Source organism: Bacillus massilinigeriensis (assembly GCF_900117315.1).
Classification (GTDB): Bacteria; Bacillota; Bacilli; order Bacillales; family Cytobacillaceae; genus Bacillus_BE; species Bacillus_BE massilionigeriensis.
The window spans coordinates 3,119,995-3,136,678 of the sequence record NZ_LT630337.1; the positions used below are offsets into that span (position 1 = coordinate 3,119,995).

Here is a 16,684-nt window from a genome sequence, read left to right on the forward strand (position 1 = left end):
TAATTTAGACCGTCTTTAGAAAAAATTTTAGGTGACAGGCACCTTCCTTTTTCTGGAAGGTGCCTGTCACCTAAAGTCGGATAGATGAAACATTTATATTTTCTTCTTCGAGCCATTGAGTGGCGATTTTTTTAAAAATAGACCTTGATCCGGTTGTGTAGAAATGATGTTCTGCTCTGTGATTCGATGTATTTAGTTTCCCACTATGGTACAAAATAGTGCTTACCTCACGAGCAGTTTCCTCACCGGAGCTGATGACGGAGACCCCCTTCCCCATCACATTTTTGATTAATGCCTCCAATAATGGATAATGGGTACACCCTAGTATCAGTGTATCAAGACCTTTTTTCTTCAATGGTCTTAAGGTTTCAGCAACTATTTTTTTAGCCACTGGACCATTATACTCTCCGCTTTCAACTAGAGGAACAAATTTAGGACAAGCAAGGCCAGTAACCTTTGACTTATTATTTATCGATTTTAAGGCAATTTCATAAGCATGGCTTTTAATGGTGCCAATTGTCCCGATGACCCCAATTTGGTAGTTTTTCGTTACTTTGATTGCTGTTCTTGCACCAGGATGAATAACACCAATGACGGGTATTCTCAGCTCTTTCTGAATTTCATCAAGTACAGCTGCTGTTGCTGTATTACAGGCAATGACAAGCATTTTAATATCCTTTTCAAGTAAAAATTGGGTCATTTGCCATGTATAAGCTTTGACTTCCTCCGTTGGTCTTGGACCATAGGGACATCTTGCTGTATCCCCAACATATAAGATTTGTTCATTTGGAAGCTGACGCATCACTTCTTTTACTACTGTTAATCCTCCAACTCCCGAATCTATTATTCCAATTGGTTGTTTCAAAAATCTCGCCTCATTCTTTACTCATTTCTTGATGTAGTTTTTTCATATTATTTTGTAATTGTTTTACCTCATCATATGAATAGTCTGCCAGTAAATGTTGAAGATAATTTTGACGTTTTAGAATAACTTCATTTATTATTCGCTCACCTTTTTGTAATAAATGAATGCGAACAACTCTGCGATCATTTGGGTCCTTTTCCCTTTTTACAAGCTCGCTTTTTTCCATTCGATCAATCAGATCAGTTGTCGTGCTGCACGCCAAATACATTTTATTCGATAACTCCCCAATTGTCATGCCTCCCTCTTCAAATAACCATTGAAGTGCGACAAATTGGGGCGGGGTTATGGTAAAATCACTTAGGATTTCTCTCCCCTTTTGCTTAATGATACCCGCTATGTATCTTAAGTCTTTTTCTATTTCAGCAACTGAATTCTCTACATGACCTCGATCCTCCAGATTATCAAACATCATTCACAACTCCTAAGCTTGCTATCATTTTCTAACAACATTCATATATTAACCTACTAAGTTATTTTCCGAAGCTATCCATGTGCCTATTTTCTATCTTTTATGATTAAATATCAAGAAGGAAATATTGTCTATCCCTTAATCTAAGCAATAATAAACCGGCCTCCTTTAAAAGGATAGCCGGTCTAAATTATAGTTCTAGTTCTCCCATTCTTAGGAGCTCTACAACAGCTTGTGATCGCCCCTTAACACCAAGCTTTTGCATAGCATTCGAAATATGATTCCGAACCGTCTTTTCGCTGATAAACAATTCACTAGCGATTTCCTTTGTTGTTTTGTCTTGTACTAACAGTTCGAACACTTCTCTTTCGCGTTTGGTGAGTAACGGCTTGTGAGTATATTCATTCTCCTTCAAGTATTGTAACCCTCCTTGCCTTCGCCAGCTATGAACAGCGGGGTGGGTATATATTTAGTCACCATATCATATGTTAATAAAAGGGTCGGAGTGACTAGAATTGCTTAAAGGTTTATTTTATTTGAAGAAATGGGTTTCAATCATTTTTTATACTCCTACGCGTTGGTTCTTTTGAAACAATGCAATCATTTCTTCCGACCATGGTACTCCCTTCCCTGTGATTTTGGACATTTGCACCACTGTGCCACGTCCCACGATACAGGTTTGTTCCTTTTGATTCTTCACTAAATAATGAATATCAACGGATGTATTTCCAATCTTTGCAGCTTTCACAAATACCTTTAATTCTTCTCCGTAGAAGACCTGTTTGAGATAATCACATTGAAGATCAGCAACCACTGGGATTGTCTCATTTTCTGGAGTTACCCATTCCTGCATGAATCCCAAGCTATTAAAATACTCAATCCTTGCACTTTCAAAATAAATAAATGGCACCGTATTATTTAAATGGCCAAACATATCTGTTTCAGAAAATCGGACCTTCACTTCATAATAAAATTCAAACTCGCTCTCCCATTGATTAAAATCGTTAATATAGTTTATTCTACTCACTTTAATCCCCCTGTTTCCATAAAAATACATTGTAAAAGAATCCATCACATTTCGTTCCATCCCAATAAATGAATGAGCAATCATTCATTTATTTTTATACTTTACTATTATAATAATTTTTCCAATGATTGAAAACCTATTTGAGGATAATTTTCGTTATTTTCTGAAATATTTTTTTTAAAAAAAGAGAATAAATAGGATTTATTTATAAAAAAGAGACTGACTTATGAAAGTCAGTCCCTTTTCATTATACTTGATCGCTTCCGAAGAAGTTTCTAAATGATTGAATTGCTGTATCACGATTTAATGATGCAATTGATGTCGTTAAAGGAATTCCCTTTGGACATGACTGTACACAGTTTTGTGAATTACCACAGTTTGCCAGTCCTCCATCACCCATAATGGCTTCTAAACGCTCAAAACGGTTCATCGCACCCGTTGGATGGGCATTGAATAAACGAACTTGTGATAAAGGTTGTGGTCCAATGAAATTCGATTTACTATTTACATTCGGACAAGCTTCTAGACAAACACCACAGGTCATACATTTTGAAAGTTCGTATGCCCATTGACGCTTTTTCTCTGGCATACGTGGACCAGGACCTAAATCATAGGTTCCATCAATCGGAATCCAGGCCTTAACCTTCTTAAGAGAGTCAAACATTCTGCTACGATCCACTTGTAGGTCACGAACAACTGGGAAGGTTTTCATTGGTGCCAATCTAATCGGCTGTTCCAGCTGATCTATTAGTGCTGAACATGATTGGCGTGGTTTGCCGTTAATCACCATGGAACAAGCCCCACAAACCTCTTCTAAACAGTTCATATCCCAAGCAACTGGAGTGGTCTTTTGACCTTTTGAAGTCACTGGGTTTCTGCGAATTTCCATCAATGCAGAAATAACGTTCATATTCGGACGATATGGAATTTCGAATTCTTCCTCGTAAGGAGCAGCGCCCGGGTTATCCTGACGAGTAATAATAAATTTCACGGTTTTATTTTCAGACATACTTTTCCTACTCCCCTTTCAATTAGTGCTTTTTAGTGTAGTCGCGTTCACGTGGTTTAATTAACGAGACATCTACATCCTCATAGTGGAAAGCAGGAGCAGATTTAGCATCAACAAATTTAGCCATTGTTGTTTTCAAGAATTCCTTATCATTACGTTTAGGAAACTCTGGTTTATAATGAGCCCCCCGGCTTTCATTACGGTTATAAGCCCCAATGGTGATCACACGGGCTAGTTGAAGCATATTTTGTAACTGGCGAGTGAATGCAGCCCCTTGGTTGCTCCACTTTCCAGTGTCATTAATATTGATGTTTTGATAACGTTCTAATAGTTCTTGGATTTTTTCATCCGTTTTTAATAACTTATCATTGTAACGGACAACTGTTACATTCTCAGTCATAACCTCACCAAGTTCTTTATGAAGAACATATGCATTTTCCGTTCCATTCATGGACATAATATTATTCCATTTCTCTTCCTCTTCTTTAACATATTTATCAAATACAGAAGATGGGACAGAATCTGAACTCTTTTCAAGTCCTTCAATATAATTGACTGCATTTGGCCCAGCAACCATTCCACCATACATAGCGGATAGTAAGGAATTGGCACCTAGACGATTAGCTCCATGCTGAGAATAATCACACTCTCCCGCAGCGAATAGTCCAGGAATGTTGGTCATTTGATCATAATCAACCCAAAGTCCACCCATTGAATAGTGAACTGCAGGGAAAATTTTCATTGGAACTTTATGAGGGTCATCCCCAGTGAATTTTTCATAAATCTCAATGATTCCACCAAGCTTAACATCAAGTTCATGTGGATCTTTGTGGGATAGATCAAGATAAACCATATTTTCCCCATTGATTCCTAGCTTTTGATTAAAGCAAACATCAAAAATTTCACGTGTTGCGATATCACGTGGTACTAAGTTTCCATAGGCAGGATATTTCTCTTCTAGGAAATACCATGGCTTACCATCTTTATATGTCCAAATACGTCCACCTTCACCACGAGCGGATTCACTCATTAAACGAAGCTTATCATCCCCTGGTATTGCGGTTGGATGAATTTGAATCATCTCACCGTTTGCGTAATAGGCTCCTTGCTGATAAACAATCGCAGCTGCAGATCCAGTATTGATGACAGAGTTTGTAGACTTACCAAAAATAATACCAGGTCCACCTGTAGCAAGAATAACCGCATCACCAGCAAACGATTTAATTTCCATTGACGTTAAGTTTTGAGCAACAATCCCGCGACAAACGCCATCGTCATCAATGATTGTGCCTAAAAACTCCCAGCCTTCATATTTTGTAACAAGGCCGGCTACTTCATGGCGACGAACCTGTTCATCCAATGCATATAGAAGCTGTTGACCAGTTGTTGCACCAGCAAATGCAGTACGGTGATGCTGTGTTCCACCAAAGCGACGGAAGTCTAATAATCCTTCTGGAGTACGGTTAAACATAACTCCCATACGATCCATTAAGTGGATAATCCCAGGTGCTGCTTCACACATTGCCTTTACTGGAGGCTGGTTAGCCAAGAAGTCCCCACCATAAACGGTGTCATCAAAGTGGATCCAAGGTGAATCTCCTTCACCTTTTGTATTTACAGCTCCATTAATCCCACCCTGAGCACAAACTGAGTGAGAACGCTTTACTGGAACTAATGAAAATAATTCAACAGATTTACCTGCTTCTGCAATTTTAATTGTGGACATCAAGCCAGCTAATCCGCCACCAACTACGATAACCTTTCCTTTACCCATCCGACTCACTCCTTAAAATCCTAGTCCAAAAAAAAACAATCTATTATTCTATTAAATAAAAGCAAATAACGTACGAACTCCTACAACCGATAACGCAATAAAGATTACTAAAGTTACATATGTAGAAATTTGTTGGGATCTTGGTGATACGGTAATACCCCAGCTAACAAAGAATGACCAAAGTCCATTAGCAAAGTGGAATATTGCTGAAACAATCCCAATGATATAGAACCAGAGCATAAATGGATTAGAAAGAATATTTTCCATCATTTCAAAATTAACCTCTGCTCCAAATGCAGCCTGAACCCTTGTTTCCCAAACATGCCATGTGACAAAAATTAACGTGATTACCCCTGTTACACGTTGCAGTAGGAACATCCAGTTACGGAAAAATCCAAATCTGCTTGTGTTGTTTTTAGCAGTAAAAGCGATATAAAGTCCGTAGATTGCATGGAATAATAATGGTAAGAAGATAATAAATATCTCTAGAAAAATTTTGAATGGAAGAGCATCCATAAAGCCAGCAGCCTTATTAAATGATTCTTCTCCTCTAGTTGCAAATTGGTTTACCACAAGATGCTGACAGAGGAATAATCCTACCGGAATGACCCCCAACAGCGAGTGCAATCTGCGATTAAAAAACTCTCGATTACCTGCCATAAAATTAACCCCCCTTAATTTTAAGAGATGAATCAGTACTCTACTTATCTATCATGGAATAATAAGTAAAAAACTGACCCATCCTTTTTAAATACTTTTACTTTTTACAATTATGTGACATGTTCATTTTACCCCCAACTTTATAGAGCGTCAAGAAAACGGATACACAAAATCGACATATATAGATAAAATTTTTAAAATATACAGAAATTGATGAAAATTATATTTTGACCTAAATTTCCTTCTCAATCTCCACTATTTCCGTTATTTTGAAATAGCAATTTTTACATATAACAATCCTCTCTCTTTTTTATCAAAATCGTGCGTAATTTAGCCCTAATTGTATATAATAGAATAGTAGAAAGAGGGGAGATCACTTGAGCGAAATTTCATCCACAGAAAAATTTTCATATACGGATTCTTATCATGTACCTGCTTTTGGTTATGACTTAATACGTGAAATTCTTATCCCAGAGCTATTAGGAAAAGATACACCCTACCTTTTGTATTGGGCAGGAAAAAGTCTCGCACGTAAATTCCCATTAGAAACAATTGAGCAAATAGTCGACTTCTTTTCTCAAGCCGCCTGGGGCTCACTTTTAATAAAAGAAGAAAATAAAAATGAAATTGAATTTGAAATTGCAAGTGAACGTATTACACATTTAATCAAGCAGAAATCTCGAACTTCCTTCCAGCTTGAAGCTGGATTCCTTGCCCAACAAATTGAAATGCAAAAAAAACTTATTTGTGAAGGCTTTGAACATCCAAAAAAGCGATCAGGAAAGGTTCAAATTACCGTTAAATGGGATAAAAAGGATCCTACCGAGTAATTACAGACATTTCTAAAGCTTTCATATGGAATCCATCATATGAAAGCTTCTTTATTTTGGTTTACTTTTGTAATTCTTAAAGCAAAAAGTTCCCGTATGATTTTTGCCTGTATGCTTTGATTTCTTTATAAATTGACTGGAATACGTGATAATTCAAAGGCAGAATGAAGCTCTTCAACCGCTTGAACCATGTTCGAATCTTCGATTACTGCTGATACTTTGATTTCTGAAGTGCTTACCATTTTTACTTGGATTTCACTATTTGCTAACACTTCAAACATTTCAGCAGCTACTCCAGGGTTTGATATCATTCCAGAACCAACAATTGATACTTTTGCAAGCCCTGTTTCTGTTTCCACCTTGTCATATTTTAAAAGATCTTTATTGCTTTCTAGAACCTGAAGTGTCCCTTCTAAGTCTGAGGTTTTGATCGAAAAAGATAAGTTATTTGTTTGTTCAGCGGTGGTGCTCTGAATGATGATATCCACATTTATATGATTATTAGCCAATGTAGTAAAAATGGTTGATAAGGCTGTTAATGAACTTGGTAAACCAAGGATTGATACTCTCGTAATTTGATCTTCAAAAGCGATTCCTCTAACTACTAAATTTTGTTCCATCTTTGGTTCCTCCTCAATAATCGTTCCGCGAACTCTTTCCATACTCGAGCGTACCTCTAGAGCTACATGATAATTTTTTGCATATTCAACAGCTCGAGGATGTAAAACACCTGCACCTAAATTTGCAAGTTCAAGCATTTCATCATAAGAGACAGATAATAATTGCCTTGCCTCCTTAACATAACGTGGGTCTGTCGTAAAAACGCCTGTCACATCTGTATAAATATCACACTTATCAGCATGTAATGCAGCAGCCAATGCTACTGCAGTAGTATCTGATCCCCCTCTACCAAGGGTCGTAATCGATCCATCCTCTGTCACACCTTGAAATCCTGCAACAATGACAATCTTTCCCTTTTCCAACTGCCCTCTTATTTTCGATTCACTAATGTTCAATATGCGTGCGTTCCCGTGAATACCTTCTGTTTCTATTCCAGCTTGCCATCCGGTAAAGGAAATCGCATCATATCCTTTTTCTATTAGAGCCATAGCCAATAAAGAAATTGTTATCTGTTCACCTGTTGTAAGGAGCATATCCATTTCACGCTTACTTGGTTGAGCAGAAATTTCATTTGCCATAACCACTAATTGGTCTGTGGTTTTTCCCATGGCTGATACTACAACTACAACTCCATTTCCACGAGACTTTTCTTCAATCACTCGATTTGCTACATTTTGTATTCTTTCTATACTTCCTACTGAAGTTCCACCAAATTTCTGGACTATTAACCCCACTTTTCCCCCTACTTTCTTGTAAATTGTTAGTCTTCGTATGTAATGGCAATAAAAAAAGCAATGAGAACAAAATCCCATTGCTGTGTTTGAAAACGTAATAATACATACATACTCACACAGTGAGATAGCGCTCCAAGACATTGGTCCTGACAGTCCTGCATTTCTTAAATGCAGACCCAGCAAAGAAAGTTATAAGACTTTCTCCACTTCGGCGAACACCCCTTTCAAAGTTCTTCACAGAAGCTTATTCTTCTCCAAACCTTTACTAATGAAGTTCGCACCTCTACCATCACTTTAATACTCTAAAGTGTTTTATTAAATTATCACTCATTATAGCATAGACAAAACTTTGTGACAATTCTATTCCTGTAACTTTTTCAGCAGCTCAAGAGCCACATTTTCCGGTATTCCTATTTCTTTAAAATCCTCCATCTTGGCTTCCTTCATTTTCTTGACAGATCCAAACGTTCTTAATAGAAGCTTTTTCCTTTTTTCTCCGATTCCCGAAATATCATCCAGCATGGATTGAAATGCATTTTTCCCTCGCAATTGGCGGTGAAAGGTAATGGCAAATCGGTGTACCTCATCCTGTATTCGTTGTAACAAATAGAACTCCTGACTATTTCTTTCAAGTTGGATGATTTCAAGAGGGTCACCGAACAGTAATTGAGAGGTACGATGTTTTTCATCTTTTACTAGTCCTGCTATTGGTAGGTCAATACCTAATTCATTTTCAAGAACATCCTTGACTGCGTCAACATGCCCTTTTCCTCCGTCAATGATGACTAAATCAGGGAGCGGCAATCCATCTTTTAAAACTCTTGTGTATCTTCTTCTGACAACCTCTCGCATGGATTCATAATCATCTGGACCCTGTACCGTTTTAATTTTATATTTTCGATACTCTCTTTTCTCCGCTTTTCCATCAATAAATACAACCATAGCAGAGACAGGGTTTGTTCCCTGTATATTGGAGTTATCAAATGCCTCTATCCGGTGTGGCGTATAAATTCCAAGTGAGGTTCCCAGTTTTTCTACTGCCTTTATGGTTCTATCTTCATCTCGCTCAATTAGAGAAAACTTTTCATGAAGAGCAATTTTGGCATTTTTGCAGGCAAGATTCACAAGGTTCTTTTTCTTACCTCTTTTTGGTTGATGAACCTTGACCTGTAATAATTGTTCAGCATAATCTGAATGAATGGATTCTGGGACTAATATTTCCTTTGGTTTGAAATGGTTTGCCTTTTCATAGAATTGTCCTAAATAGGTTAACATTTCTTCCTCAGGTTCATTGTATATAGGAAACATAGAAACATCCCGCTCGATAAGCTTTCCTTGACGGATAAAGAACACTTGGACACACATCCACCCTTTATCAACCGAATACCCAAAGACATCTCGATCGATAAAATCATTGGTTTGCATTTTTTGCTTTTCCATTGTTGCTTCAATATGAGCAATTTTATCACGAAATTCCTTAGCACGTTCAAAGTCCAATTCTTCTGACGCCGCCATCATCTTTTCTGTCAAATCTTTTTTGATATCCTTGTATCCACCATTTAAAAATTTTGTTATCTCATCAACGATTTGCTTGTACTCTTCTTCGTTAATAGTATTTATACAAGGAGCAAGACATTGACCCATATGAAAATAAAGACAAACACGATCAGGAAGGGTGGAACATTTCCTTAATGGATATATTCTATCTAATAATTTCTTCGTTTCATTTGCTGCTTGAACATTCGGGTATGGACCAAAATATTTTCCCTTATCCCTTTTCACATTTCTTGTTGTAATTAATCTAGGATGGCGTTCTGCAGTTAACTTAATAAAAGGATAGCTTTTATCATCCTTTAACATAATATTGTATTTCGGATCATATTTTTTGATTAAATTTAATTCTAGAATAAGGGCTTCCATATTGGATGAGGTTACGAAGTATTCGAAGTCTTCTATCTCATTAACTAACCTAAGGGTTTTACCATCATGGGATCCGGTGAAATAGGAGCGAACTCTATTTTTTAATATTTTTGCCTTTCCTACATATATAACGGTTCCCTGGCGATCCTTCATTAAATAGCAGCCAGGTTGATCAGGTAATAACGTTAATTTATGTTTTATTAAGTCATTCAAGCTCGTTCACCCCCATTTTTTTATTATAATTTGATTTACTTCAAAAATAAAACCCAAACCTCAAATGAAGTTTGGGTGATTTATAGGATTTTTGGAAAAATTAAGCGTGATTTGCAAGACGTTCAGCTAATGCTTCTTTTGGTTGGAATCCAACTACTTTATCGACAACTTCCCCATCCTTGAATACAAGTAAAGTTGGGATGCTCATTACGCCAAATTTTGCAGCTGTTTCTTGATTTTCATCAACGTCAAGCTTTACAATTCTTAACTTTTCTCCCATTTCGGCATCAATTTCTTCTAAAACCGGAGCTATCATCTTACAAGGACCACACCAAGGTGCCCAAAAATCGACTAGAACTAAGCCTGATGATGTTTCAGCATCAAATGTTTGATCTGTTACGTTTGAAATAGCCATTGTATATCCTCCTAATGAAATTACTTTTTTGTATCGTCAGTATATCATCGATTATGTTTCTATGCTAATAATATGTTTCGAAGCTAATTTTGCCCTAGATCTATCATAGTTTATTCATTTTTTATACACATTATTATATGTAAGAATTCACTGTTTTTGTGATATCTAAAACGAGCGGTCATTTGGCCGCTCGTCGAATAAGCTGATCAATTTATTATGCATTAACCTTTAATTTTTTAAACTCTTCGGTTAACATTGGGACAACTTCAAACAAATCTCCAACAATTCCGTAATCAGCTACTTTAAAAATATTTGCTTCAGGATCTTTATTGATGGCAACGATTACCTTTGAATTGGACATACCAGCTAAATGCTGAATGGCACCAGAGATACCACAAGCGATATAAAGGTCTGGTGTAACTACCTTTCCTGTTTGACCAATTTGTAATGAGTAATCACAATACTCAGCATCACATGCTCCACGAGAGGCACCAACGGCTCCTCCAAGAACTTGTGCTAGCTCCTTCAATGGTTCAAATCCTTCTTCACTTTTCACACCACGTCCACCAGAAACGATCACTTTTGCTTCTGAAAGGTCAACCCCTTCAGTTGCTTTTCTTACCACTTCTTTAATAATTGTGCGAAGATCCTTAATTTCCACTGAAATGGCTGAAACCTCTCCACTTCTAGATTCATCCTTTTCTAATGGAGCAATATTATTTGGACGAACAGTGGCAATAATAATACCGTCAGATACAATCTTTTTCTCAAATGCTTTTCCAGAATAAATTGGACGAGTGAAAACGATATTTCCACCAGCTTCTTCTACACCAGTAGCATCAGAAATTAATCCGGAGTTTAATTTTGCTGCAATTTTAGGAGCAAGGTCTTTACCTAAGGATGTATGTCCAATGATTAATCCTTCAGGATCCTCAGAATCTATTACTGCGGATAAAGCTTGTGAAAAACCATCTGAAGTGTATTGGGCTAACTTTTCATCTTCAACCACAACAACCTTATCTGCACCATATTGAATTAATTCATTACCTAAACCGCTTACAGATGTTCCAATTAAAACACCTACTACTTCGCCGCCTTCAGCAACTGTTTTAGCAGCACCTATTGCTTCGAAGGAAACATTACGTAACGATCCGTCACGAACTTCACCTAATACTAATACTTTTCTAGCCATTACGATTTACCCCCTGTGTTATTATTCAAAGATTCCATGATCGAAAAATCAGACTACTTTTGCTTCTGAGTGTAGAAGTTGAACGAGCTCTTTCACTTGATCTGCTAGCTCACCTTGAAGTACTTTTCCTGCTTCTTTTTGAGCTGGAAGGAAAATTTCAATTGTTTTTGTTTTTGCTTCTACATCATCTTCATCTAAATCTAAATCGTCTAACTCTAATTCTTCTAGAGGTTTTTTCTTCGCTTTCATAATCCCTGGAAGAGAAGGATAGCGTGGCTCATTTAAGCCTTGTTGAGCAGTAACTAGTAATGGAAGACTTGTTTCGATTACTTCAGAGTCGCCTTCAACATCACGTGTTACGGTCGCTTTACTTCCATCGATTTCAAGCTTCGTAATGGTAGTTACATAAGGGATATTTAATAATTCAGCAACACGTGGACCTACTTGACCAGTACCACCATCGATTGCAACATTTCCACCGATAATAATATCAGCTTCTTTGTCCTTTAGATACTCAGCTAAGATTTTTGCTGTTGTGAATTGATCTCCATCTTCAATATCATCTTCAGTGTTAATTAATACAGCTTTATCAGCCCCCATTGCTAAAGCTGTACGAAGTTGTTTTTCAGTTTCTTCTGTTCCTACTGAAATAACCGTTACCTCTCCACCTTGTGCATCGCGGATTTGGATTGCTTCCTCAATTGCATATTCATCATACGGATTGATAATGAATTCTGCACCGTCTTCATTAATCTTTCCGCCAGAGATTGTAATTTTTTCTTCAGTATCAAATGTTCTTTTCATTAATACGTAGATGTTCATTTTGTCCCCTCCTAGTATTTAAAGCATTTTCAAGCAATCTATGATTATATTAAATTACTAACTATCATTTACCTGTAAAATGAGGAACCCTTTTTTCAATAAAGGCGCTAATTCCTTCTTTACCGTCTTCAGATGTAAAAACATGACCGAATAATTCAGCTTCCTTCTTCACACCATCATAAAATTCCTTCGATTTTGAATAGTTCAATAATTCAATCGCTGCCTTTAGCGTTAAAGGACTCTTCTGAGCAATCTTTTTCGCTAGAATATTGGCATTCTCAAATAATTCATCGTCAGGATAAGCATGATTTGCAAGGCCCCTTTGGACCGCTTCTACTCCTGTAATGGGTTCGCTTGTGAACATCATTTCAGCTGCCATTGATTTTCCAACATATCGAGGTAGACGTTGTGTTCCTGCGAAACCAGGTATAATTCCAAGTGATAATTCTGGCAAGCCGAGCTTTGCATTCTCAGAAACTAGTCTGATATGACAGCTCATAGCAAGCTCCAATCCGCCCCCTAATGCTGCCCCGTGAATGGCCGCAATAATTGGTTTTGGAAAGGTTTCCATTCTTTCAAATAAGTCTTGTCCAAAGGTGGAAAGATTCGCAAATCCCTCGCTGGTGTCAAGTGTCGTAAACTCCTTAATATCAGCACCTGCAGAGAAAAAGCGGCCTTCCCCACGAATCAATATCACCCGAATATCCCGATTGGGCTCTACTTCATCAAGTACCGCTGACAGCTCTCTCAAAAGACCTTGTGATAGAGCGTTTGCTTTTGGACGATCAATGGTAATGGTCGCAATCATGTCCTGATGAGACCATTTTAGGTATTCCATTCCTAACCCCTCCTTAAAAAATTTCCTATTCCTTCCTAAACCCGTTTATCAGCAATTTGTGCACAGTTCCAGCTAAAGCCGTTAGGTCATATTTTTGATCATTCATAATCCAAGTGGTAACTAATTCATCAATAGTACCAAATATCATTTGTCGGGCAACCCTAACATCAAGAGTACTTGAAAATTCTCCATCTTCTTTCCCTTGGATTAATATTTTATCTAATACTTTAAAATATCCCTTTAAGACTTCATTTATCTTATAGCGCAACTCCTTATTTGATTGCCTAAGCTCCAACTGGGTGACAATTGCTAGGTGCCTGTCATTGGACAGGATCTGAAAATGAGTTTTGACCAACATTAATAACTTCTCCGCCGAAGTCTCTTTTCCTGCTATATTTTGTTCAATTTTTTCAACAAAGGAACCCATTTTTTCTTGAAAGAGAGAAATGAGAATATCTTCTTTATTTTTAAAATATAAATAAATGGTCCCATCAGCTACGCCCGCCTGCTTTGCAATTTTTGAAACCTGAGCTTGATGATATCCATTCTCTGCTATTACTACAACGGCTGCATCAATGATTTGTTTGTATTTGGGTTTATTTTTTTTCAATCTCTTTTCCCCCTTTCAATATATTATTGTATCACTATTGAGATGGGATCCATTTTTATTATTTCACAAACTGAATGAACCATCATTCATATTTTTATAATAGTCATACAATTATTTTCTGTCAAGGGGGACCATTTGATTTTACATACCTTTATGGGGAGCACCCAAAGAAAGATGGACAAGCCTAATTATTCAAAATAAAGAGCCGAGGATTCGGCTAAAAAACATTAAGCTTCTTTTTGTTCATCCGAATTCATTTTTTGTTTTTCTTCATCCACTAATGCTCTTCTTAAAATTTTTCCTACTGCTGTTTTAGGTAATTCATTTCTAAATTCATAGATTCTTGGTACCTTATAGGCAGCTAAATGCTTACGGGCAAATTCATTTAATTCTTTTTCTGTTACAGTCATTCCCTCTTTTAAGACAACATACGCCTTTACAGTCTCCCCACGATAAGGGTCTGGAATACCTGCGGCAACAACCTCTTGAACAGCTGGGTGTTCATATAGAACCTCTTCTATTTCTCGCGGATAAATATTATATCCTCCTGCGATAATCATATCCTTCTTGCGATCAACTACATAGAAGTATCCATTCTCATCCATGTATCCAATATCACCAGTTAAAAGCCATCCATCCTTCAAGGTTTCAGCTGTATCTTCTGGCCGATTCCAATATCCTTTCATGACTTGTGGCCCTTTGACGGCAATCTCACCAATTTCACCTTGAGGGAGCGGTTCCCCTTCTGGAGATAAAATGGCAGCGTCTGTATCTGGCCATGGAACACCGATACTTCCCTTTACTCTTGGCTTATCCCATAGGAAATTAGAATGCGTAACAGGTGAAGACTCTGTTAAGCCATATCCTTCAACAAGCTTCCCACCGGTTACCTCTTCAAATTTCTGTTGAACCTCAACTGGGAGGGGTGCAGAGCCGGAAATACAGGAATCAATGGAGGAAAGATCATATTTCTTAATGTCTGGATGATTTAATAATCCAATATACATGGTTGGTGCCCCGGGAAACATAGTTGGACGTTGTTTCTGAATGGTTTTTAACGCCGTTTCCATATCAAATTTTGGGAGTAAGACCATTTTATTTTGTTGTAAAATCGTTAAGATCATTACCGTTGTCATTCCGTAAACATGGAAAAATGGTAATAATCCTAAAACAACTTCTTCTCCCCGTCTACATTTATATAGCCACGCTTCACACATAGAGGCATTGGAGACTAGGTTCTTATGTGTAAGCATGACGCCCTTTGGAAATCCGGTTGTCCCGCCTGTATATTGGAGTAAAGCCAAGTCTTCATCAAAATTGTATTCATATTCTTTAACCGGCTGAACTGGACGCTTTAAAATCTCTTTCAGCAAATGATTATTGCCTTCATGCTTCACATTAACAGAGAAGCCATATTGTTTTTTCTGAACATAAGGATAGACAAGATTTTTTGGGAATGGTAAAAAGTCCTTGATAGCGGTTACAACAATATGCTGTAAATCTGTTTGAGATTTGACCTTCATGACTCTTGGATACAGAATGTCTATTGTTACAATTACTTTTGCTCCTGAGTCCTTCATTTGATATTCAATTTCTCTTTCCATATATAAAGGGTTTGTTTGGACAACAACCCCACCTGCCATTAAGGCACCAAAATAACAAATGACGGATTGAGGTGTATTTGGTAGCATAATTGCAACCCGATCACCCTTTTCAATTCCAATTTCTTGGAGATAACCTGCAAATTTTAAGGCATCATCGTAGACCTCTTTATAGGTCAGCTCTTTACCCATGAAATGGATAGCTACTTTATTGGGGTTCTCTTCTGCAGCCTTAATTAAGTATTGTTGAACTGGCTCATCTGTGTAGGATAAAGTTGAAGGAATTTCTTCTGGATAGTTTTTTAACCACGGTTTTTGTTCGACCATTTTTGACCTCCTGCATCTAATTTTTATAAAATTCTAACACTTCTGGAATTAATTATATTATAATGTTGATTTTATGACAATTAGAATAGAAAAACTTGGACAATTTTATAGGTCAAGCCAAATATACATTTTTTATTTCATTTATTAAAATAATATTTTATAGACCTATCATTTATTTAAAAAACAAAAGGCTTTCCCAAAGGAAGGTGTCAGATACCTTTTCCTTTGAGGAAGCCCCATTTTTACCCTTTAAAAAACATATATAATATTCCGATTACGATAAATAGCCCGCATAAAGCGAACAAAACTTTTGCCAGCCTCTCCATTTCCATTCTCTCCTTATGAAATCCCTGCTCCTATGACGAAGGATAATCCTATTGAAATGATCATGGCAATAAACCCAACTGCCCGATTATCATTTTCTAATTCTTCATCAATTTTGAACTTTGGTGTTAAGAACTCAAAAATAAAGTAACCTGCTAGTAGTAAAAGAAAACCAAAAACACCCCAGCCAATCATCGCTAGTAGCGTATCATGCTGAACAATGGAATAGCGAAATATATTAGCTATCCCAAATATCTTTCCTCCTGTAGCAAGAGCAACCGCTACGTTCCCATTTTTTATTTGATCCCAATTTTTATATTTTGTGACAAGCTCGAAAATGGCCAAAAAGACAATCAGACAAAGTACTACAACACTGAAATTAGCGGCTGTTTGGACGTATTCATTCTCCCAAAATTGGTTCATATCTTTTACT

Annotated in this window: 17 protein-coding genes and 1 riboswitch; of the genes, 1 reads left to right on the forward strand and 16 read right to left on the reverse strand. The window is 37.1% G+C overall.

Going from position 1 to position 16,684, the window contains the following annotated elements; genetic code table 11:
- Nucleotides 1-70: 70 nt before the first annotated feature.
- The 7 genes from racE to BQ6100_RS15585 form a co-directional block, all read right to left on the reverse strand.
- Nucleotides 71-865 (reverse strand): glutamate racemase, encoded by a 795-nt coding sequence (gene racE, locus BQ6100_RS15555; protein WP_075982495.1) that lies wholly within the window; start codon nt 863-865, stop codon nt 71-73.
- A gap of 10 nt (nt 866-875) precedes the next feature.
- Entirely contained in the window at nt 876-1,334 is a 459-nt protein-coding gene (locus BQ6100_RS15560) for a MarR family winged helix-turn-helix transcriptional regulator (protein ID WP_075982496.1), read from the reverse strand.
- 190 nt (nt 1,335-1,524) lie between these two features.
- Nucleotides 1,525-1,749: a spore germination transcription factor GerE gene (gene gerE, locus BQ6100_RS15565; protein ID WP_019154738.1), complete on the reverse strand. Its 225-nt coding sequence runs from the start codon at nt 1,747-1,749 to the stop codon at nt 1,525-1,527.
- A 147-nt stretch (nt 1,750-1,896) separates the two neighbouring features.
- Complete coding sequence (locus BQ6100_RS15570; RefSeq protein ID WP_075982497.1) at nt 1,897-2,361, reverse strand: acyl-CoA thioesterase; 465 nt, start codon at nt 2,359-2,361, stop codon at nt 1,897-1,899.
- 247 nt (nt 2,362-2,608) lie between these two features.
- Nucleotides 2,609-3,370: a succinate dehydrogenase iron-sulfur subunit gene (sdhB, locus tag BQ6100_RS15575; protein WP_075982498.1), complete on the reverse strand. Its 762-nt coding sequence runs from the start codon at nt 3,368-3,370 to the stop codon at nt 2,609-2,611.
- Nucleotides 3,371-3,392: 22 nt separating this feature from the next.
- Nucleotides 3,393-5,144, reverse strand: coding sequence for a succinate dehydrogenase flavoprotein subunit (gene sdhA, locus BQ6100_RS15580; protein ID WP_075982499.1), 1,752 nt, complete (start codon nt 5,142-5,144; stop codon nt 3,393-3,395).
- Nucleotides 5,145-5,195: 51 nt separating this feature from the next.
- Complete coding sequence (locus BQ6100_RS15585) at nt 5,196-5,804, reverse strand: succinate dehydrogenase cytochrome b558 subunit (protein WP_075982500.1); 609 nt, start codon at nt 5,802-5,804, stop codon at nt 5,196-5,198.
- Nucleotides 5,805-6,181: 377 nt separating this feature from the next.
- Here BQ6100_RS15585 and BQ6100_RS15590 point away from each other — a divergent pair, with 377 nt between their 5' ends.
- Nucleotides 6,182-6,634: a YslB family protein gene (locus BQ6100_RS15590; RefSeq protein ID WP_075982501.1), complete on the forward strand. Its 453-nt coding sequence runs from the start codon at nt 6,182-6,184 to the stop codon at nt 6,632-6,634.
- Between the two features lie 125 nt (nt 6,635-6,759).
- On the opposite strand, the gene BQ6100_RS15595 is transcribed toward BQ6100_RS15590, so the two are convergent.
- From BQ6100_RS15595 to BQ6100_RS15635, 9 genes are all read right to left on the reverse strand, one after another.
- A complete protein-coding gene (locus tag BQ6100_RS15595) occupies nt 6,760-7,989 on the reverse strand; it encodes an aspartate kinase (RefSeq protein WP_075982502.1) in 1,230 nt (409 codons plus the stop codon).
- Nucleotides 7,990-8,106: 117 nt separating this feature from the next.
- A riboswitch (Lysine riboswitch) is annotated at nt 8,107-8,283 on the reverse strand.
- 66 nt (nt 8,284-8,349) lie between these two features.
- On the reverse strand, nt 8,350-10,122 hold the full coding sequence (gene uvrC / locus BQ6100_RS15600; protein WP_075982503.1) for an excinuclease ABC subunit UvrC: 1,773 nt from the start codon (nt 10,120-10,122) through the stop codon (nt 8,350-8,352).
- A 100-nt stretch (nt 10,123-10,222) separates the two neighbouring features.
- Complete coding sequence (gene trxA, locus BQ6100_RS15605; protein WP_075982504.1) at nt 10,223-10,537, reverse strand: thioredoxin; 315 nt, start codon at nt 10,535-10,537, stop codon at nt 10,223-10,225.
- Between the two features lie 214 nt (nt 10,538-10,751).
- Complete coding sequence (locus BQ6100_RS15610; protein WP_075982505.1) at nt 10,752-11,729, reverse strand: electron transfer flavoprotein subunit alpha/FixB family protein; 978 nt, start codon at nt 11,727-11,729, stop codon at nt 10,752-10,754.
- Nucleotides 11,730-11,777: 48 nt separating this feature from the next.
- Complete coding sequence (locus BQ6100_RS15615; RefSeq protein WP_075982506.1) at nt 11,778-12,551, reverse strand: electron transfer flavoprotein subunit beta/FixA family protein; 774 nt, start codon at nt 12,549-12,551, stop codon at nt 11,778-11,780.
- A 64-nt stretch (nt 12,552-12,615) separates the two neighbouring features.
- Nucleotides 12,616-13,389 carry an enoyl-CoA hydratase gene (locus BQ6100_RS15620; protein ID WP_075982507.1) on the reverse strand — a complete coding sequence of 258 codons (774 nt, stop codon included), beginning with the start codon at nt 13,387-13,389 and terminating at the stop codon, nt 12,616-12,618.
- Nucleotides 13,390-13,414: 25 nt separating this feature from the next.
- Nucleotides 13,415-13,999, reverse strand: coding sequence for a TetR/AcrR family transcriptional regulator (locus BQ6100_RS15625; RefSeq protein WP_075982508.1), 585 nt, complete (start codon nt 13,997-13,999; stop codon nt 13,415-13,417).
- 227 nt (nt 14,000-14,226) lie between these two features.
- Nucleotides 14,227-15,927 (reverse strand): long-chain-fatty-acid--CoA ligase, encoded by a 1,701-nt coding sequence (locus BQ6100_RS15630; RefSeq protein ID WP_075982509.1) that lies wholly within the window; start codon nt 15,925-15,927, stop codon nt 14,227-14,229.
- 339 nt (nt 15,928-16,266) lie between these two features.
- Nucleotides 16,267-16,674: a DUF350 domain-containing protein gene (locus tag BQ6100_RS15635; RefSeq protein ID WP_075982510.1), complete on the reverse strand. Its 408-nt coding sequence runs from the start codon at nt 16,672-16,674 to the stop codon at nt 16,267-16,269.
- Between the last annotated feature and the right edge of the window lie 10 nt (nt 16,675-16,684).